At 58.8% G+C, this 19,366-nt stretch carries 15 protein-coding genes; 3 read left to right on the forward strand and 12 right to left on the reverse strand.

Annotated elements, in window-relative coordinates:
• Window positions 1-60 precede the first annotated feature (60 nt).
• Window positions 61-1,299 (reverse strand): serine/threonine-protein kinase, encoded by a 1,239-nt coding sequence (locus NKJ37_RS18020; protein WP_352774526.1) that lies wholly within the window; start codon window positions 1,297-1,299, stop codon window positions 61-63.
• 578 nt (window positions 1,300-1,877) lie between these two features.
• On the opposite strand from NKJ37_RS18020, the gene NKJ37_RS18025 reads away from it, so the two are divergent.
• Window positions 1,878-4,667 carry a UvrD-helicase domain-containing protein gene (locus NKJ37_RS18025; RefSeq protein ID WP_352774528.1) on the forward strand — a complete coding sequence of 930 codons (2,790 nt, stop codon included), beginning with the start codon at window positions 1,878-1,880 and terminating at the stop codon, window positions 4,665-4,667.
• Window positions 4,668-5,051: 384 nt separating this feature from the next.
• On the opposite strand, the gene NKJ37_RS18030 is transcribed toward NKJ37_RS18025, so the two are convergent.
• From NKJ37_RS18030 to NKJ37_RS18080, 11 genes are all read right to left on the reverse strand, one after another.
• Window positions 5,052-5,534 carry a DUF4760 domain-containing protein gene (locus tag NKJ37_RS18030; protein WP_352774530.1) on the reverse strand — a complete coding sequence of 161 codons (483 nt, stop codon included), beginning with the start codon at window positions 5,532-5,534 and terminating at the stop codon, window positions 5,052-5,054.
• Between the two features lie 174 nt (window positions 5,535-5,708).
• The gene (locus NKJ37_RS18035; protein WP_352774532.1) at window positions 5,709-6,629 is read right to left on the reverse strand and encodes an SGNH/GDSL hydrolase family protein; all 921 of its coding nucleotides are present in this window, start codon (window positions 6,627-6,629) and stop codon (window positions 5,709-5,711) included.
• 53 nt (window positions 6,630-6,682) lie between these two features.
• The gene (locus NKJ37_RS18040) at window positions 6,683-7,027 is read right to left on the reverse strand and encodes a hypothetical protein (protein WP_352664206.1); all 345 of its coding nucleotides are present in this window, start codon (window positions 7,025-7,027) and stop codon (window positions 6,683-6,685) included.
• 1 nt (window position 7,028) lies between these two features.
• A complete protein-coding gene (locus NKJ37_RS18045) occupies window positions 7,029-7,865 on the reverse strand; it encodes a hypothetical protein (protein WP_352664209.1) in 837 nt (278 codons plus the stop codon).
• A 21-nt stretch (window positions 7,866-7,886) separates the two neighbouring features.
• Window positions 7,887-8,555: a hypothetical protein gene (locus NKJ37_RS18050; protein WP_352664211.1), complete on the reverse strand. Its 669-nt coding sequence runs from the start codon at window positions 8,553-8,555 to the stop codon at window positions 7,887-7,889.
• Window positions 8,556-8,663: 108 nt separating this feature from the next.
• The gene (locus tag NKJ37_RS18055; protein ID WP_352774535.1) at window positions 8,664-11,126 is read right to left on the reverse strand and encodes a peptidoglycan-binding domain-containing protein; all 2,463 of its coding nucleotides are present in this window, start codon (window positions 11,124-11,126) and stop codon (window positions 8,664-8,666) included.
• A gap of 12 nt (window positions 11,127-11,138) precedes the next feature.
• Window positions 11,139-12,236, reverse strand: a complete 1,098-nt coding sequence (locus NKJ37_RS18060; protein ID WP_352774537.1) for a M14 family metallopeptidase — start codon at window positions 12,234-12,236, stop codon at window positions 11,139-11,141.
• A gap of 3 nt (window positions 12,237-12,239) precedes the next feature.
• Entirely contained in the window at window positions 12,240-12,536 is a 297-nt protein-coding gene (locus tag NKJ37_RS18065; RefSeq protein WP_352774539.1) for a hypothetical protein, read from the reverse strand.
• An 8-nt stretch (window positions 12,537-12,544) separates the two neighbouring features.
• Window positions 12,545-13,360 carry a serine protease gene (locus tag NKJ37_RS18070; protein ID WP_352664221.1) on the reverse strand — a complete coding sequence of 272 codons (816 nt, stop codon included), beginning with the start codon at window positions 13,358-13,360 and terminating at the stop codon, window positions 12,545-12,547.
• Between the two features lie 75 nt (window positions 13,361-13,435).
• Window positions 13,436-15,022 carry a S8 family serine peptidase gene (locus tag NKJ37_RS18075; RefSeq protein ID WP_352664223.1) on the reverse strand — a complete coding sequence of 529 codons (1,587 nt, stop codon included), beginning with the start codon at window positions 15,020-15,022 and terminating at the stop codon, window positions 13,436-13,438.
• 36 nt (window positions 15,023-15,058) lie between these two features.
• Window positions 15,059-16,642: a S8 family serine peptidase gene (locus NKJ37_RS18080; RefSeq protein WP_352664225.1), complete on the reverse strand. Its 1,584-nt coding sequence runs from the start codon at window positions 16,640-16,642 to the stop codon at window positions 15,059-15,061.
• 234 nt (window positions 16,643-16,876) lie between these two features.
• Here NKJ37_RS18080 and NKJ37_RS18085 point away from each other — a divergent pair, with 234 nt between their 5' ends.
• Window positions 16,877-18,799, forward strand: coding sequence for an AfsR/SARP family transcriptional regulator (locus NKJ37_RS18085; protein ID WP_352774542.1), 1,923 nt, complete (start codon window positions 16,877-16,879; stop codon window positions 18,797-18,799).
• 9 nt (window positions 18,800-18,808) lie between these two features.
• Window positions 18,809-19,363 (forward strand): hypothetical protein, encoded by a 555-nt coding sequence (locus NKJ37_RS18090; protein WP_352664231.1) that lies wholly within the window; start codon window positions 18,809-18,811, stop codon window positions 19,361-19,363.
• Window positions 19,364-19,366 lie beyond the last annotated feature (3 nt).

Here is a 19,366-nt window from a genome sequence, read left to right on the forward strand (position 1 = left end):
AGCCGTGGCACGTTGATCAGCCCGGCCCCATGCCGGAGAACGCGGCGACCAAGCCGTCAGCTACACCACTCCCTGGGACACGATCGCCAACTGATCAGCAAGGACCTTCCTACCGGTCAAGAATTCATCAAATTCGGTCGCCAACCATTCTACGGCAGCTTCATCGCCGCGAGGTGTGTTGGGGATAAATCTGAGGAGCGGCTGCCAAGCCTTATTTCGCTGCCGCTCAAGCCGAGATGGGTTCTGGTGTGACAGGCCGATGATTGTCAGAGCGTGCCGCGTTTCATCGATCACCGCGCGAAAACGGAACTCAGCTGTTAGCAAGGCGAATTGGCGATCGCCCTGAAGCCGCGTGCCATCCAACTCGTCGATACCACAGATCTCGTTCAACTCTTTGAAAATTTGGCGAGCCGCTTGGTCTGAGCTGGACAAATGGCCCTCAACCCGCATCGCTTCGAGCGCAGATTGAGTCAAGTGAACGGGGATATCGCGAGTGACCGCCGCTAGAGTTATGGCTTTCGCGCTAGAGGCCTCAATCTCTTCCGCTAGCGCAACAACGTTTGCAGGTCGCAATGCTGGATCAACGCTAAGGCATCGGATCAGGATCTCGCGTATCTCCGCAGGCAGTTCAAGTGACGTTGCGGCTAGCATTACCGCCGCCCGATCGGGAAGTGCTCCCTCTGAGATGCATTCGAGGCAAAGCACTGCAAACGAATATACGTCTCGCGTATCCGGAAAGTCGCTCGTGTCTTCGGGTGGCGCATAGGGGACAGATTTGAAGTGAACCAAGGTCACTCCCGGCCGATAGTATCGACGAAATTTAGAAATTCCAAAATCAGTCAGACAGGCGCGGCCTTCAGAATTAACAAGAACATTTTGAGGCTTTATATCACGATGAAGCACATCTTGAGAATAAGCGAATCTCAACGCGTCCAATATATCTGCGCCGTATCGTTTATAAAAGGCCTCCCAACTGCGCTCAGGATTCTCAGCAAGGTGGTCGCGCAAATTTGCGTCACACCATTCAAGGGCTAGGTAACTGCAACCGGTATCCGCGTCACGCCCAATGTCAATAAGTCCGACTATATTGTCATGTGCCGACAATTTTTGAAGTGATTCACACTCGCGAGCGAAAGCCTCTATCACAATATTTTGTTGGAAGGCGTCCTTGTCGAAGATTTTAATAGCGACCTTTGCCATCGCGTCTTCTAAATCGACGGCACGCACAACTTTGCTTATTTCTCCTTGATACAGCGACCAACTCGGGTCAACAACAAAGCGCCCGCCAATGACTTGCATGTACCGAATCCCCCACCGGTGAGATATTAGCAACTACGAGCTTTCGAGCAACCTTGTTTCGGCTGACGCGCCCCCTACTGACGAACAGGCTTCGCTCGGGGAGGCAATAGAGCATTGAGGATCGCAGGTGTCAGGCAAAAAAATGTCAACCAAAAATGCTACCCCCGGTCTATGTTGAAAAAGGCTTGCCGATAGGCTCGAACAACTGGATCTCTCCCTCGAACATTTGCTAAAGGGTGGGCGCACATCAATAAGCTCGAGCTTAGGGCCGTGGTCCTGAGAACAGCGGTTACAGATAAGGGCTTCGATCAAAGTTGCAACACTGCGGATCCAGACCCGCCAACTTCCTACATCAGCGCGCGCAATTCGGCTGGAGGCGCGAGGCAGAAAGTTCGAAAAGCTTCCAAGACCCAGGCAAAATGGACGCGGCGACGGACAATGAGGTTCACGGATATTCGGCGAACCCCTGCGCCTCGCCAGCGTGCAATTCAACGTAGCCTCCCCGGATGATTTGGAACATCTCAACCTGTTCATGATATTCGGCTTTCCGCACCGCTTGCTTACTGGGCGTACCGAATGTGGTTTTGACCAAATTACTATCAGGCCGCTCACGCACCTACCGCCCTGGCTTCTTTGCTCGGTTGTTTCCAGCGGGAAAATGGAGGCTGACTCTAGACCCGAAACTGTCGGGACATCTCCGGCTGGCTCAAGATAGCGAAGTCGAGCTTAGCTGCCTCGACATCGTGTCGATTTCGACCAGCAAGGCCATCTTGTGGCATACAGTCGAGATACGCGCTCGCGGCAGAACAGACACGCTGTCGGCACTGTCGGGCGACGCGGCTGCGCAACTGGTCGCGGACCTTCACGCATTCATCAACACTCATCTCTTTGGTCTGATTGGTACCGAGAGAGAGCACTTGCTTGATGTCGACGACCGACTTCGGAAGATTACCGAAGACAATGGACAGTATCTTGCCCAGGCAGATCTCGGCAGAGCCATTGCCAGCGTTTCCGGCGCCGCAGCTGCTGCCCTCTCCCACCCGCTTCTCGACCCTAACTTGATGCCACCGGGGCTTAAGGCATCGCTTCCGGCCTCATTCGTCATGATAACCGATCCGGCTGTTCGCCACGCCTACAACGAAGCGTTTGTCAGGTCTGAACTGCAAAAGTTCCAGACATTCTTCGACGACCTCGACCGGCGCTCGCTTTCCGACCAGCAGCGCGAGGCCTGCATCCGCCTGGAGGACAACAACCTGCTCGTTGCCTCCGCGGGGTCCGGCAAATCCGCGACGATGGTCGGCAAGGTCGCCTACGTTCTGGAGAAGCAGCTCTATCGGCCTGACGAGATCCTGCTTCTGGCCTTTAACAAGAGTGCAGCCGATGAACTCAAGACGAGGATCGCCAGTCAGCTACAGGTCGCGGAAAGCGCGTTGGAATGCCGCGTCACGACGTTTCATGCGCTTGGGCGCGGAATCATCGAGGCAGTCGAAGGTCGGCCGCCCCAGCTTGCCAACTGGGTGGATCATCCTGGTGGTGAAACGAGGGTCTTTGAGGCAATCATCCACAGCCTCGTCAAGAGTGATCCGGAATTCGCCCGACTTTGGAGCGACCTTCTCGTCGTGCACCCCAAGGCCGACATCCCCGTTGAGGTTTTTGACGCCCAGGCCGACTACCGCCGCTATGTTTCGGATAGCCTCAGGAAGGGTAAGGCCACTATCGGCTCCCTGTCAGGCGTGATTGTAAAGTCGCTGCAGGAGCAGAAGATCGCCAACTGGCTTTGGCTGCATTCCGTCAGCTTCGAGTATGAACGGCAGATTGCGGTAGTGGACGATGACGGCACGGTGCGCCATCTACATCCCGATTTCTATTATCCGCAGACCGAAACCGTGCATGAGCATTTCGCGCTCAACGCCGACGGAACGTCGCCCTTTGCGGACTATGCATTGCACGCCGATAAGAAGCGGCAGGCATATCGCCGCAAGGAGATCGATTTCTTCGAGACGACTTCAGCCGAGGCCAGCAACGAGACGCTGCTTAGTACGCTTGAATCGGAACTGGCGCAGCGCTCCATGCCTTTCGATCGCAAGAGCTACGCCGAAATCACCAAGGCGATCGACCCTGTGGTGATCAAGCACTACCACCAGCTAATATCCACCTGCCTGAAGCATATCCGCGCCAGCCATCTCACCCTCGAAATGCTGCTTGAGCGTGCCAAGACCCTGCACGACAAGGAGCGTGCGAAGCTATACGCCCGGGTGGTTTGGATGATCGCGGGGGAATATTCCCGAAAGCTTGAGGAAACCAGACGGATCGACTTCGATTCGATGATCGCGGATGCGGTTCGGCTGGTCGAGACCGGCCGATATCGAAGCCCCTATGCCCTAATCCTCGTGGACGAGTTTCAGGACATTTCCGAGCCGCGAGCCAATCTGATCAAGGCTCTCAAACAACAGAAGGCGTTCAGCAAGGTGTTCGCGGTCGGAGACGACTGGCAGTCGATCTATCGTTTTGCTGGATCGGACATCACCATCTTCACGCAGTTCGAAGCGAATTTTGGTACCAGCTGGCAGGGGCGCCTCGAGCAGACTTATCGCTGCAACCAGCTCATTGCCGAAACGGCCGCAAAGTTCGTCCAGCGCAATCCCGATCAGATCAAAAAGTCGGTCCGCTCGACACGACCGGCTATCTCGAGGTCGATCCGTGTCATTCCCATCGATGAACGTGGCAAGCTTGACTTCGGGGTGGCTTGTCGGCGCCTGCTCGAACGGCTTGACGCCGCTCTAGGCGGCATCGCCACTCTGTGGCGCAACGAAGCGCGCGACAAGCTGAAGGTCCTGGTGCTGTGGCGCTATAACACCCTGGATCCGTTCGAAGGAAAACCGCCATCCTTTGCCAACATCGAAGTATCCGGGCTGTCGTTTCACCGGGCTAAAGGGCTCGAGGCCGACTACACAGTTCTGCTCGACGTGAGCGAGGGCAACTATGGCGTACCAAGCCGCATCGAGGATGATGAGCTGCTCAATCTGGTCATCCCCCGCCCCGAGACCTTCGCCTACGCGGAGGAGCGACGCCTTTTCTACGTGGCGCTGACGCGTGCCAGCCGAGGCGTCTATATGATCTCCAATCGCCGTCAACCATCCCGCTATATCCGCGAGCTTTGCGAGATCGCCAGCGACGAAGTCCGCTTCGAGACGATCGATGGCACCGCCCTAAGCCAGTGCCCAGCTTGCCTAGTCGGCCAATTGGTTGAACGCCGTGATAATAACGGAGGCGTATTTCGTGCATGTAATCAGTTCCCGGACTGTAAACAGGTGGAACCGGTGGCTGCCGACCGCCGGGTCCTGTCCCGTTCACCGCACTCTTTGTAGGCCGAAGGCTTCCTACTACTGTTACGCCGGAACTGTGCTGCCGAGGGCGATTGGATTCGTTTTCGCTATCCTGCAGTCATGAACGAGGAAGTTATCCGGCATTGCTCAAAATTGCGATATACCACAGATGTGTGAAGCGAGCTTTGACCACCCCCAGTACCAGGAGCGAATACTTGAGCGATCAAGACGAAGCCGTGACGGCCGATCTGATCGGGCTGACAGCAGACATCGTCTCTGCCTATGTCAGCCAGTAGTGACTGAACGCGACCGTACGCGGGACCGGGTCCGCCTGGGGTGGGAGGCAGCCGTCGCTCTTGTAGCGGGCGGCGAATACATTCGCCGGTTCCGAGGTTCAAACACAAGGTTTGTTTCCGATTAGTTCGATCAGCCCGCCATTGGCTCAGCCGCCACGCTATCGCAGTTTTCCCAAGCCCGCTTGTTTTGGTCGCTCTTTTCGCGGTGTGCCTTGATGTAGGCTCCATAGTCAGCCCATGTTTGCCTCAAGGCGTCTCCTCGCATTTGCTGAATAAGCTCAAGCGAGAACAGATTCGTTTTCCCGCCGAGGCACACATAATCATAGAGGTTGAGTAGGCGATAGACCTGAGTCTGGACGGCATAGTGATCTTTATGGTCAATATAATTTGGCTCGAAACGTTGCGTTCCTGCGACCTTATTAAGATCATCCAGACGTATCTTTTCCGCAACAATTTCTGAGGCCTTGCTATCAAGATCGTTCATTACATCCAATGTTCTTGTACTTTTTGCATCGACATAGAGGACGATTGGAATGGCGAGCGCCGCAGCAGCGGTTATTACCGCGGCGCTAACATTGATTAAAGTGAGGATGCGGTCAAATTTGGTATTCATCAATACCTCCATCTTTCAACAGCATCGGCTCGAAGTATCCCCCGGCCGATCAGATTATCAACATAGGCGCACTCCGCTTTCGACCAACTCAGGAGCGGCCCAGAAGCTTCGATCCTTTGATGACGCTTGCCGGCGCCGAGTGGCTTTCGCGGCCGGCGCGTCGACGCAAAAGCGTCAAATCATGGAGACAAATTTTTTTGTTACTGCGTCAAAACCTTTTGTCGTTGGATGTAACTCATTGGCCCACCAAGTCTTATAAGTTGCGCCCGTCGAAAGCGTGTTCCGCAAATCCAGAAACTTAACGTGTCCAAAGGGAGGCCTACCGGCGAGACCGGCGAGCATCGTGTCGAAGCGGTCAATAAGCTCAACACAGATTTGCTTTCGCTTGCTCATCTCCGCGTAGCCCTTGCGGCGAAAGCCAGGCTCAAGCCAAGGACCTGGAAACAGACCCCCGCCCCAGAAGCCCCTGCCGTCAGGTACGGGATAGTCATAACCGTGAATCACGACGGGAACGGGATGACCAAGATACGATTTGCAGATCAGAGTTATAGCAGCAAGGATAGTGGCGTAGGCTTCACGCACGCGCTGATCAATAACGCCCGTAAGGATCGATTCGTTAAGGCCGGCGATGCCTGATGCAGCGTGGTTGAGCAGAATAGCAAACTCGTCCCCCGCCACGTCGTTGCCACCTCCTGACAGAAGGATCGCACGTGGTTCAACGCCCGTACGAAGAACCTTTTCGACTCGGCGTGAGAAGGCGTCGAGTTGTCCGTCCGAATAAGCCATGTCCTCAATTGTGTCGCCGCGGTGAGCCGCCGACTCCACATCGAACCCGTAACTGTCCTCAAGATCGCTCAGGACATCGTGAAACGGATAGTCGAACCAGGAATCCCCCTCAGCAATCAGGACACCCATGCTAGCATGCGTCACGGGAGCCTTGGCGAGCACACGTTTTGCGGTCGGGTCGATCTTCAACTTTGCATTTGCCAGCACGCGCTGTCGTTTTTCAATCGCTTCAGCGCGACGTTTGAGTGCTGCTGCAGCAAGTGCCTTTCCAACTACAATCGCCTTGGAAAAATTTTGTTTCTTCGCCATCGATGTCCTCCATTGAGCCCGCAGTCTCTATTTCGATCAATTCTCAAAGATGGTTACTGCTTTAGATAGTCCTGGATATTCCATTTCTCGGGCGGCAACTTGATCAGGCCGCCGTCGAGACCAACCGCTGGACCACAGCTGCTCGTCGCGCCACAAGGGTTGATAGGACCGGCTGCGCCGCCACCGCCGCAGGGGGTCCCTGCGATATCGCTGACGCCGGGCGGACAGGAATACTTATCATAAATGGGTGTTGGCTCACGATGCTCGGCGTAGAAGTCGACAATGCCGGTATCGGGCTTGAAGATGGGCGTTTCTTGCGCGCGAGATTGCGACGTTGAGACCGTCATCATGATGCAGCAGGCTGAGAGTGTAGAAGCAATCAAGCAATGTCGATTCATGTCAGACTCCCCCTTGTGCGCAGGCCGTCGTGATCCGCCCGGGATTTTTGTTGGCCTTGGCGATGAATTCTTCGATCTCTCGATTCCTCTCCCGCATGTCAGCAATGCATTTTGCGGTGACAAATCCCTGATCGGTCTCGATCATGATCTCGACATCCATGAAATCGCGTTTAGCTGATCTTACCGCACCGAGAAACTCTCCCCATGTCAGGATCCCGTCAGCCGTGTGAAGAATTTCGTGATGAACGACAGCGCCCGACGGGACCGAGTAGGGAACAGCATCCCCCAGTATCCCAAGCCATTTGCCGAAGTTCTCTTCGTCCATTTGAACGAAGTCCCGCCAAGGAAAAACGTACGGCTTTTCCTCAAGAGAGAAGCGGATTTGTGTTTTTTCGATCGTGCTGACAAGACTTGGCTGAACAGCATTGCGCGCGGTCACCGGCATCATCACGGCGAGCGGAGCCGCCGCGCGATCTGCATCGCTCGCTGTCGCCGCAACGATGGTGCGAAAGTCCACGATCTTGATAGGATCGATCGAAACGATACCGGGAGGCGGCGGAGACAGTGCGGGTATTGTGCCGGGAGAAAAGAAATAGGTGATGACGAATGCGGCAAGCCCGCCTCCCGCACGCAAGGTTAGCCCGGCCACAGTTCCTGATACCCCGAGAAATCCGGGGACGGTGCCGGCGACTACGCCGATGCCGAGCGATATGATGATACGCACCAACTGATAGAGCTCTGGCGTTGCGAATTCCTTGTCGCGCACGACCAGATACATGACAAAGCCGATAATGGCGATGCCGACGAAAAGGCCAATCCGTCGTTCCGTCCTGTCCATAGTTTCCCCCGGGGTTGTTGTTTACGCAAACGCGCGCGCGCGGCACTTCAGCAGAAAATCCCGCCAGACACTGGGCACGGTCAGGCCTCCCTGGCCGGACAGGCCGAGTTCGTCCAGGACACTGGCAACGGCGGGCTTGGTCGCACTGCCATAGACCCCGTCGACGCCATCGTCTTCGGGCCCCGTTTTGCCGATCTCGCGACCGAATACGTATTTCAGCGCGGATTGAAGGAAGAACGTCTGCGCGTTCGACGCCGTCCTGAACGAGAACGAGAAATTGAAGTCGACGTGAAAATGGTCCTTGTGACTCGGATAGTGATAGCTGAGGATTTGGAAGAAATGCAGGAATAGGTGCGCATTGATGCCAATATAGAGCTTCCTGTCGTCCGGATACCGATCCATCATGAAACGGTCGTCGCCCCAGTAGAATCCGTCCAGGTCGAAGGCCAATCCCTGACCGTGTGCGTTCATGCCATCGCCGATCGTTCCGGCGGTCAGAATAATGCTGGGCCTACCGCGGCCCCAAACCTCGAACAATTCCGCCAAGCAAGTGTTCAGCGTATCCTTGAGTTTGTGGCGGCATGAAAAGCTCCGCGGATCTCCCTTGCTTCCATAAGGGAAACTCGGAAGGCGATCGTAGTGGACTGGAACGCCGGCAAGGCTGTCGAATGATGTCTCTGCGGCAGGCATGAGATAACTCCTTCTTCTGCACAAAATCGCTTGGTCGTCACGACGGTCGGGGACTTGGCAAGCGGCGACCGGAGGCGGTCGGTGGCGCCGAACCAGTGTCGTGCCCGCTCAGACCGGCTGCTGGCTGCCCATGTCGTAGACAAGGTTCTTGAGGATCGGTCTCCTCTTCATTCCGTCATGCACGTTCTGGGCGCGGTCGCCAGGCCCGTATCCCGAAAGGCGGATTGCCTCGATCGGATCAGGTTTGAGCAGCGCATTCAGCACCATGGGAAGATGGGATTCGCTCAGATGTGGCGCGGCGACGGCTACGGAAAGCAGATCGCATTTCATCCCGTCAACGCCGTTCGGATATTTCGCCCGCACTGCTGGCGTCGCCAACATCTTTTGATGCAGCCTCATCAGCGATGATTTGACGTTGTCGATCGAGCCGCCGACCTGCATGGCGCGCATCGCCGTTGACGTCATCGTCCAGATCAGCCATCGCGCCGCCGCATGAAGCTCTTCCGGGTCGGGCTTGAGATTCGTGTGATAGCGATCCGGATTGAAGAAGCCCATCAGGTCGCCATGGTAGTAGCTGGCGCTGTAGCCGCCATCCGCCGGCGGTACCTTGTTCTCCAGCGAGCGGTAGGCCGCGCCCTTGACGAAGCAGAGCTTGCCATTGACCACATCAAGCTCCGGGAACCACTGCTTGGCCTCGCTGTGGAGATCGACGAACAATCTGCGGAAGAAAGGCAAGAAATCGTCGCCTGTATGTGCCGCCAGCTGGATGAAGCCGAACGTCATCGCCGCCCTGTCCCAGGCGTTGATCACCGTAAAGCAGGCGTTGGATTCCGCCCAGCCCGTCGGGTAGATAAGCTCAGGCCATTTCCCGAACTCGGTCCAGTCGGCCGGGTCGTAGGCGATCCGCGGCTGGTCGCCGGTTGTCCGCGCCAGGCCGCGGGTCTTGCCTTCCGGATAGCCGCTATATTCGAAGAAGCGTCCCAGGAAGACCGGAGAGGTGCTGGCGTCGTATAGCACATCCCACCGGCTCGCACCCGGCTGCTTGCGCACCAGCCAGCCGGCGAGCGGCTTGTAACCGGTGTCGAGCGCGATCTTGAGATTGGGATCGGGCGAAAGGCTCGTCGCCGGCATCGCCGGCTCGTCCTCCGTGCCGTTGCTTATGATGGGGTCGCCGTTCCCGTCCGGGATCCCGCCGGGCGAAGGCTGCAGCGCCGCGTCCAGTTCGGCGCCGCTCTTCGGCCAGGCTATGCCGAGCGCCTCCGCGGTGGCGGGGCCGCCGATCAGGTCGGTTCCGTTCTTGCCGAATACGTCGAGCTGGAACTGCCGCAGCGCCTTGGCCGTGTGCCCGCCAAACAGGCCGTCCGGGGTAGCCGAACCAATGTTGTAGCCCTTGGCGAGAAGGCCGGTCTGCAGGCGCTCGGCCAATAGTCCACGTGAACCGAAGCGCACTGTCGGCGCACGTTTGGCGTAGCCGAGTTCGGCGGTCCGCAACGCCTCGTTTTCTTCGAAGACGGCAAGCGCGAAATGAAACTGGTCGAGGCGATAGGCGTTGTTGAGGAACTTCTTCCACGGACCGAGTTCGGTGGTGATCGCCGTCGCGCCGCTGTCGCCTTCCTTGCCGGCAACGACGACGCAGCCGTAGGAGGAATAGTAACTCGCCGTCTCGTTGATCTGCCGCGAACAATGCAGATTGTCGTACACTACTTCGAATTCGAGCCGGTCATCCCCCTCATAGTCCGTGTCGTCGCTTGTCCGCCATACGGGCAGTTTGCTTTCGTTGCGGAACGCCAGGTGCCGGTCGGAGCCGTGATTGCCCTTGAAGTAGCGATGATCCGGCATTCCGGGCACTTTTCCGAAGAAACCGGACGCAAGGCGGTTCACGCCATTGCCGTTGTCGGAAAGCTGCGCCGCAACGGCGGTCACATGCGGCACGGAACTGCCGACGAACACGGCGAGCTTGCCGGTGCCGGTCTGCCATTGACCTACTGTACATCGCATGTGGCGGTAGTCGATCGGCGTCATCAGGAGTTCGTGGGCGTTGCGAAAATCGGAACCGCCGAATTCAATGGGCTGCGCGCCCCGCAAGGCAAAGAAGACCAGTTCGTTCTCCGGCACGACGAAGGAACCGAGTTTAAACATGTCCCGCAAAACGTCGTCGCTTATCGAGAATTTCATCTCCCGTCCCTCGGCTTGGTTCGGTCGCCGCGATCGGCCCCGGGGCGCCTTCTGACCGCAGGCGAACCCGGCGCATGCAGGCCGACCGCTTCCGGCTATTTGCCGATAGTGAACTCGAGCGCCCCACCGATCGAGACACAGTCGAACAAGGCGAGCGTGCGATAGACATTTTCGGTTTCTTCCAACACAAGGAACGTTTTGGCGCTGCCGGTGGCTGCGACGGCGGGAAGCACGCCCAACAGCTTGACGATGCCGTCCCCCTGCTTTCCGCTCCAAAGCCGAGGGTTCCTCTTCGGCCAAAGGTTCTGGTCGCGTTGCGACATCGCCAATATCAGGGAAACCCGACGTTACTGATTTGCCAGATACACGACGGTCTTCGCATTCCACTAGCAACATCACTCTCTCCTGCTATTCAGTGTTTTTCCGAAGCTGCGAGTAGCCTGGCGAGTTGACTTCTGCGCAGAACGCCAGGAGAGCCGCGCAAACCTCCTTGATGGTTGTCTCGCGCCCGCTGTCATCGGGCTGGAACTCGTAGCCGCACTCCATCGTAAAGCCGAGCACCTTGGGCAGCCCAGGCCTGGCGAGGTGACGACTGTAGGCATAGTCATCACTTGCGCCTGATGTCGCATAGAGTTCGAATGCGGGGCCGACGCTGTAATCATCCCCTGCCACGAGGGTGATCGCATCTTTCATCGCTCGTGCCAGACTCCGCACGACGTTGAGATCGACCTCGGTGATGAACTCTCCGTAGGAATCGTCGGGATTGCCACGGATCCCGTCGAACGCCGGGTTCAGAAAATTCTGCTCAGGAGCCGTGGTCTGGTTGGAATCAAGGCCCCACGAGTGAAACACCGCCGGTATGGCGCTATGGACGTCGACAAACCAGCCGATGCCAGGCACGCTATCGAGCAGCCACACGATGTTGCGCGTCTCGGATTCCGATGCGGCAGCAGGACCGACGTAGAGATATTTGTGGCATGGATCGTCGGACGCGCTCACGCCGCCGGGTGCGAAATGCAGCCGAAAGTCCCAGGCGACGTCGAAGTTCCGATTGATATCGACGCCGTGGCAGACGCCACCTTGCTGATTGACCATTGGCCTGCGGTTCTTGCGCCAATCCCCGTCGACGTTCTGGCTGAACACGCGCCCGTCAGGGTTGGCACAAGGCAGGACCACGATCTGGATTCGATCGACGATCGAGGCAATCGTCGACTTGTCGAAGTAGGAGGAACCGTATCGCAGCCCGGTGCCTGAGCTGTAGGCTTCCAGAAGATCGGCAGCAAGAGAGATCAAAGCGTCCGGCGGCACCCACTCCCGGGCGTGGACGCCGCCCACGAAGACAGCGGTCCGCTGATCTGGACCACGCGTCTTTCCGATGGCGAGTGCTCCAACGCGCCGTGATTCCACGGTGAGCTTGGGAAGCGGTATTTGCGTAGTCAGCGTCGGATACTTCTCAGAGAGAATCTGAACCGCGCTAACGATCTCGTCATAGTTGAGGTAGGCCATGTCCTACTCCTTCCTTCCGGGTCCGCGCGGCAGTTCGCCGCTCAGAAAGCGGTTGCCTGACGAGACGAGTCCGAGGCGAGAACTTGCGTCGGGGACGGCCTCGAGGACTTCGATCGAGATGCCCGTCGCCGCACGCGCGACGAGGCCTGCGATCTGCGCTTCGTCAGCGATCCCGATCGTGCTCGTGTGATCGCCCTCTCGGCGGGCAACAGGGCGGCAGCCGAGATCGACTTCGCTCTCCGCCAGGAACTGGCGGAGAGCAGCCTTGCTCTCCGCCGATATCTTGAGCTTCCGTTGCATGGCGGTCGTCACTTGTTGGCGGCTATGGTCTGATCGACCCAGTCCTTGACGGTCGACACGCGCGTGTAGACGCCGTAGAGGTCCGGCTGGGCGCAGCCCCAACCCCAGCTGACGATGCCGACCAACTCAGCGGCGCTCCCCATCCGCGCAGCAGGTCCGCCGCTGTCACCCTGGCAGGAATCCTTGCCGCCCGCCGCCTTCCCCAGGCAGATCATGTTCTCCGAGATCGCGCCGCCGTAGCTGGTGGGGGCATTGCAGGTGTCGTTCGACACGACGGGGACATCAACGCGGAGCAACTGGTTAGAACTACTCCCACCTTGGCTGGTTGCGCCCCAACCCGATACGCGTATCTGGAAATCGACGGGCAGCTCGGTCGCGACCGTGGCGAGCGCGATCGGCTGGCCAACCGCTAGCGGCTCCTTCAACTTGATGAGGGCCGCATCAAAATCCATCTCTTGTGCCGTCTGTCCCCATTTTGGATGGATGAAGATCGCCGTGGAGTCGACCCGGACCCCTCCTGAGGTCTTGAAGACTGTGCCAGCCAATACGTCCACATTTGCGGCATCCTTATTGACCAGGCTGTTGTCGACGCAATGTGCGGCGGTAAGGATCCACTGCGGTGCTACGATCGAGCCCCCGCAGAACTGGAAAGGTGCAACAGGTTTTCCCTGGAGAAGCGCGACCTGCCACGGCAGCTCGCTGATGTCGTCGACCTTGACACCGCCAACGATGAAGTCCTGGAATTGGGATGCGGCGGGAGACGCGCTCATGATCAGGGTTGACGCGACTACTGCTGCGCTCTTTGCTATAAGGTAGTGTTTCATTGCATATTCTCCTGTTTTGCAGCTGGACTTACTTCATTTATTTTGTATTCGTAAGTGGAGGTAAATATACTCACCTCAACTAGTTAGGACTTGTGTACGGGCAGCAGCGACAGCCGCCGCGGCGTTCACGCAGCCGAAGCCGAAATGGATGGAATGCCCAGTCGGGTCGTAAGCCTCCGGAGGGCCGATTCGACGAGCTGTTCGCTGAAGGATCGCCCGCAGTTGGTCGGCGCTGAGCGCAGGTGCGGCGGACAGGACCAGCGCGCATACGCCCGAGACCAGCGCGCAGGCGCTCGATGTCCCGCCGAACTGCCGGTAATAGTCGCCCGGCCCGTAGCCGCGGTATCTCACAACACCGTTGGCGTCCGCGTAGCTCCCGGTCACGTCGCTGGTGATGATGGCCCACCCGCCACCGCCGCTGGATGGCGCGCAGACTGCGATTTCAGCGCCGAAGTTCGAGTTGTCGTCCCTTTGATCAAGGCTGGTCGATGACGCGACAGCTATCACAAGCGGGTGTGTCGCAAGTCCGTTGTGATGGAATTGGTCGTTAATGCTGGTGTTGGAGTTTCCAGCGGCGAACAGAACTAGGGTGCCCAACCCCCCACGGCCTTGCTTGGCGCAGAATGTGATCGCGTTGAACAAACGATCCCCAAGCGCATACTTCGCCGCCCTTGGCCCCCAGCTGCAATTGACGACCCACGCCCCACTCATCGCCATGTATTCAAACATCTTGGCGAGCGGTTCCGGCTCGACGTCCACTCCCATGCGAACTGGCATGATGCGTGCGTTGGGTGCCACCCCGATCATGTCGCCGGCGCCCGACATGCCTGCGGCGACGCCCGCGCAGGCCGTGCCGTGCCAATCGTCATTGCCGTTGACCGGAACGCCGGGGGTCACATCGGGCGAGTTAGTGACGAAGTTCCAAGGCAGCACCGCCTTGTCCCGAAGGTCGGGGTGCGCAAGGTCGAAACCGTCATCGATGATCCCAATAATGACGTTGCGGGCACCGAGACCTCCCAACGCTGCCCACGCATCAACGACGCGCGCGTCGGCGCCGGCCTTGTATCCCAACGTATTGCCTCCGTGCTTGCCGATGTTTCGTAAGTGCCAGAGTTCGCCGAGCAGCTGGTCTCCCGGCAGCAGGAATTGGGCAGGTTGCATGGGCGTCGCGAGGTCTGGCTCTGCAACGGCAACCGCGGGCTCGGCCTGAAGCTTTACGCAGAGCTCGACCGGATCGGTCGGCGCACGGACTGTGAAGTAGCCATCGCGTTCGGCCTTCAAGACCGTCAGGGAATGACGCCGCAGGACGCCATCGGCGTCTTCCTGGGCGACGCCTTCGGCGAAGGATAAGTAGATCGTGCCCATCGGCACGAAAGGAACCAGGTCATCGGACGTGTGATAGACTGCGGTTTGCCGGTCCATCGACATCATGCGGCCGAGATCCTCACGCGCCGACTTGTGTCTCGCTGGCGACGAGGGAAGTTCTACGATGTCAAACCCTGCGACCCTGCCGCGAAGTGCGCCTCTGCCACGCGCTTCGAGCGACCGCACCTCGTTTTCGAAGGACATCGTTCTGCCGGCCCGCGGCCTGAGCGCGACCAATTCGTCGCTTCTGGTCAGGATGACCTTCGACTGTCCAAGCTTGATCTCGATATCACTCATTCTGAAATGTCCTGGAATGCGGGCCGCCCATGGGGATCACCTCGTTAGACTTGCACGGGCGGCCGCAACTGCTGCGGCAGCATCAACGCAACCGAATCCGAAGTAGATTGAGTGGCCGTTCGGCCCGTATGCTTGGCCGCCGATCCGTCGCGCGGTGAGCTGCAGGATCGAGCGCAACTCGGCGGCGCCAAGCCGCGGCGCCGCCGAAAGGACCAGAGCGCAAACGCCCGCCAGCAGGGCGCAGGAACTGGACGTGCCCCCGAAACATTCGTGATAGTCGCCGCTGCTGTAGCCGCGTGGCCTGACGGTTCCTGCGGCATCGGTCCAGCTGCCGGTCACGTCACTGGTCACGATTGTCCAGCCGCCGCCACCGCTCGAGGGCGCACACAGGCAAATTTCGGAGCCGTAATTCGAGGTATCGGACCTCTGGTCGAGGCTGGTCGACGATGACACCGCGATGACGTCGGGATGCGTGGCAAGCCCGTTGAAATGGATTTCGTCATTTATGCTGGTGTTCCGGTTCCCGGCGGCGAAGAGTACGGGCGTTCCAAGCCCGCCCCGACCTTCCCTAACGCAGCGCGATATGGCGTCGAAGACGCGCTGGCCGATGGGGTAGCGGGCTGCCTTTGGCCCCCAGCTGCAATTGACGACCCACGCCCCATTGTCCCTCATGTAGTCGAAAATCCGCGCCAGCCCCTCGGAATCGATGTCAGAACCCATGCGCACGGGCATGATGCGCGCATGGGGAGCAGCGCCCACGATATCTCCTGCGTCGACCCTGCCGGCGGCGACGCCGGCGCACGCCGTGCCGTGCCAGTCGCGATTGCCGGCGGCCGGCTCACTGGGCCCAACGTTGGGCGAATTTCGTCCGAAATCCCACGCCAGCACGGCCTTGCCCAGCAAGTCCGGGTGCGAGAGGTCGAAACCGTCGTCAACGATGCCTATGACCACACTATCGGAGCCGAGGCTGCCGAGGGCATACCAGGCTTGCACGACACGCGCGTCGGCACCGGCTTTCAAGCCGCTGGTTTGTCCGTCATGCTTGCCGATATTGTTGAGATGCCAGTGCCGGCCGAAGAGCCGGTCTTCGGGAAGCAGAATGTTGGCGGGCTGTCTCGGCGTGACGAGGTCGGGTTCCGCAATGCCCACAACCGGATTCGACTGCAGGGCAAAACACGCTTCGACGGGGTCTGCCCGCGTGCCGACGGTGATGAAACCGTCACGTTCCGCCTTGAGCACGACAAGTGAGTGTTCTTGGAGGACGCGATCGAGGCTTGCCTGATCGGCTCCTTCCTTGAAGGACATGTAAATGGTGCCGGTCGGCACGAAAGGAACGTTGTCATCCGAGGTGTGATAGACCGCGATCTGCCTCTGCATCGACATCATGCGGCCGAGATCTTCATGCGCTGCCTGCCGCCTAGTCGGCGCGCTGGGAAGTTCAATGATGTCGTAGCCGCCAACCGTGCCACGCCGGACGCCGCGGCCGCGCAGCTCGATCGAATTCACCTCGGCCTCGAAGGATCTTGAACGCCCCGGCTCAGGCTTGAGCGCGACGAGCACATCGCTTCGCGAGAGTGTTGCCGTCAATCCACCGAGCTTGAGGTCGATATGCGTGACCATGTGTGCCCCTTGAAGAAATCGGGACGGGCCCGCCGCCCGCCCCGATCAAGCGCGGTGCAACCGCTGGGAGAACGCTCGTTGCACGACCGTTTGAACGGCTGGCGGGCACCATTTACCCACCAGCGTTACACCGGCGTTACACTGCGGACTCCTCACGCGGCGAGTAATCCGAAGTGCTATTGATATTTCCGCAAATCCGGCAGAAGCTTCATCTGAGCTGGGGTTATTTTGGGTATGAGCAACGCTGTATCGATAAGGTTACTTGGAAATCCTGCGATCGAAGAAGGCGTAAAGGATCGGACATTTCCGTCGCGCGGCTTTTGCCTAATTGCCCTGCTTGCATTAAATCCCACCCGGACAATTACCCGCGCCCAGGCCGCATCCCAGCTCTGGGATAGTCATGATACGCATGCCAATATGGGCAACATGCGCCAACTGATACTGCGCATGTCGAAGGCATTGCCCTCTTTGTGGTCGATATTGTTTGTCGACGACAAGATGTTGAGGATCACCGATCCGTCTCGCATCGATGTGTGCCGCTTCCTCGAGTTCGATGCGTTTGCTGGAGAGAATTCGCTGTGGCAACTCATGGAAACGTACCGGGGCGATCTGCTGCAGGGCATTGAGGTGCCGGCGCATGAGGACCCCTTTACCGTGTCACGCACCTATCTGCGTGAGCGCTATTTCGGCTTCGCCCACAGCGCGCTGAAAGAGCTGACGCGGTATGGGCATGCGGACGCATCCTCGATCCAAGCCCTCGAGCGACATGCTCTCGGAATCGACAATGGCCGAGAGGAGACCTATAGGTCCCTCATCGCGGCCTACGGCGCACTTGGCCGGGCCGATGAGTCCCGACGCGTCTTTGCTCTTCTCACCGACGTGCTTCGTCTGGATGGGGCCAACGGACCGAGACCGGACACGCGCGCCCTGCTTGCGCGCGCTACGGCGAGATCGATCGATCTCGGGTCGACTGCTGTCGGCCCCGACCGACATACAACTCCGTGCCGGCCACGCGTTGCGCTGCTGGCGCCGAACTGGCTCTCGCCATCCGGCGAGGAGAACCTCCAGCGTGCCTTTGTGGAAGACGCGGCGAACGAGCTCGCGCGACACAAGAGCCTCGTAACGTTGGCGTCGCACAGCTCGTTCCAGGCAAGCAGCGACGGAGGTGTTCTCGACAAAGGCTCACCGCTGCGCGCCGACTACGCCGTGAGCACATTCGTACGCTCGCGGACTGGGGGCAACGAAATCACCGTGCGCGTGGTCGAAAGCAGCTCGGGCTCGATCGTTTGGGCGGGCGACTATCCGCTGTCGCCAGACTTCATCGCCAGCTCGAACCGGGCGCTTGTCGGCCGGGTAGCATCCGAGCTGTCGAGTGCGATCGAGCGGCACAGCTTGGCTTCGCCGGATCGTACTGGCAACCCTTCTGCATATCTCATGTTCCTGAAGGGGCAGGATACGCTGAAGACATGCGACCTGCGCAGCGTAAGACGCGCCCGACGCTTCTATGCACAGGCCATTTCGCAAGACGACCGGTTTGCCGACGCCTATTCTGGCGCCTCCAGCTCCCTTTACCTCGAATGGCTGCTGCTCGGTGGCAACGATCCATTGCTGCTGGCAGAAGCACGCGATCTCGCCGAACGGGCGATCGCCTCTGATCCATTCAACTCGGTCGGCTACTGGCGCCGCGCCATGGTAGCCCTTTATCAGCACGACTTTGATGAGTGCGATGAAAGTTTCATGCTTGCCCGGGATCGCCACCCAAACTCTGCCGACATCCTGCTCGACTACAGCGACGCGATGGGCTTCGTCGGAGACCCGGACGAAGCGTGGACCACGTTCGAGCAGGCAATAGATCTCAATCCGACACCCCCTGACCACTATTGGTGGGCAGGGGCGAGTGTAGCATTCTCGCAGGCAGATTATCTTAAAGCGATCGGTCTTTGCGGTCGCCTCAGCAACGACGAGCCGGTGCTGCGCTTGCTGGCAGCAAGCCACGGGCATCTAGGCAATCTGTCGGAGGCGAGCGGATATGCGCGCCGTCTCCAGGAAATCTACCCCGGAGAGACAGCAAACAGCATGACGCGGCTGCAACCGCACCGCTCGCCAGCCGACATGCAGCCTTTCATCGAGGGGTTGCGCATTGCGGGAATCAAATAGGAGGGAAACATGCCCAACAAGCCATCTCGTGCATTCATCATTGGAGACAAAGATCACGGCCTGACCATCGTAATCACCGATCCGGTCATGGTCGTCCACTATTCGATGGACGATCTGAACAACGTCGCCATCAACCAGATGGCGGGCAAGGAACCTATTGCTGCGATGGGCGCCGTGGTGCAGGAACTTCTCCCATTTCTGCGCGGCGTCGACCTTGACTTGCTGAAGCAACGCGAAGTCGAGATGAAAAGCCCGCCCCATGGACAATTCGAACTTCCCTACGAGACGAAACTGCTCGAGGAGCTCAACAACGCGGCTGCGATCGGCCGCATCATCCGCAACAACGGAACGGTCTGCGATGTCGACTTCTGCGTAGCGCTGGACGTCGATCCCGGGGACATCGTCGCCAAAGGGAGGAATACAGGTCCGGCAATCGACATTCAGGGCTATCTCGCCACACACCAGGGCTCTGCTACCGTGCCTGCCGGTCCCCAGACCTTTGTCATCAGCAACCTGCCTGTAGACAACCTCGACCCCCTCGATCCGTGGGTCGACAAGGTGTGAGGA

Origin of the sequence: Mesorhizobium sp. M0140, from assembly GCF_040322475.1 — a bacterium.
GTDB lineage: Bacteria > Pseudomonadota > Alphaproteobacteria > Rhizobiales > Rhizobiaceae > Mesorhizobium.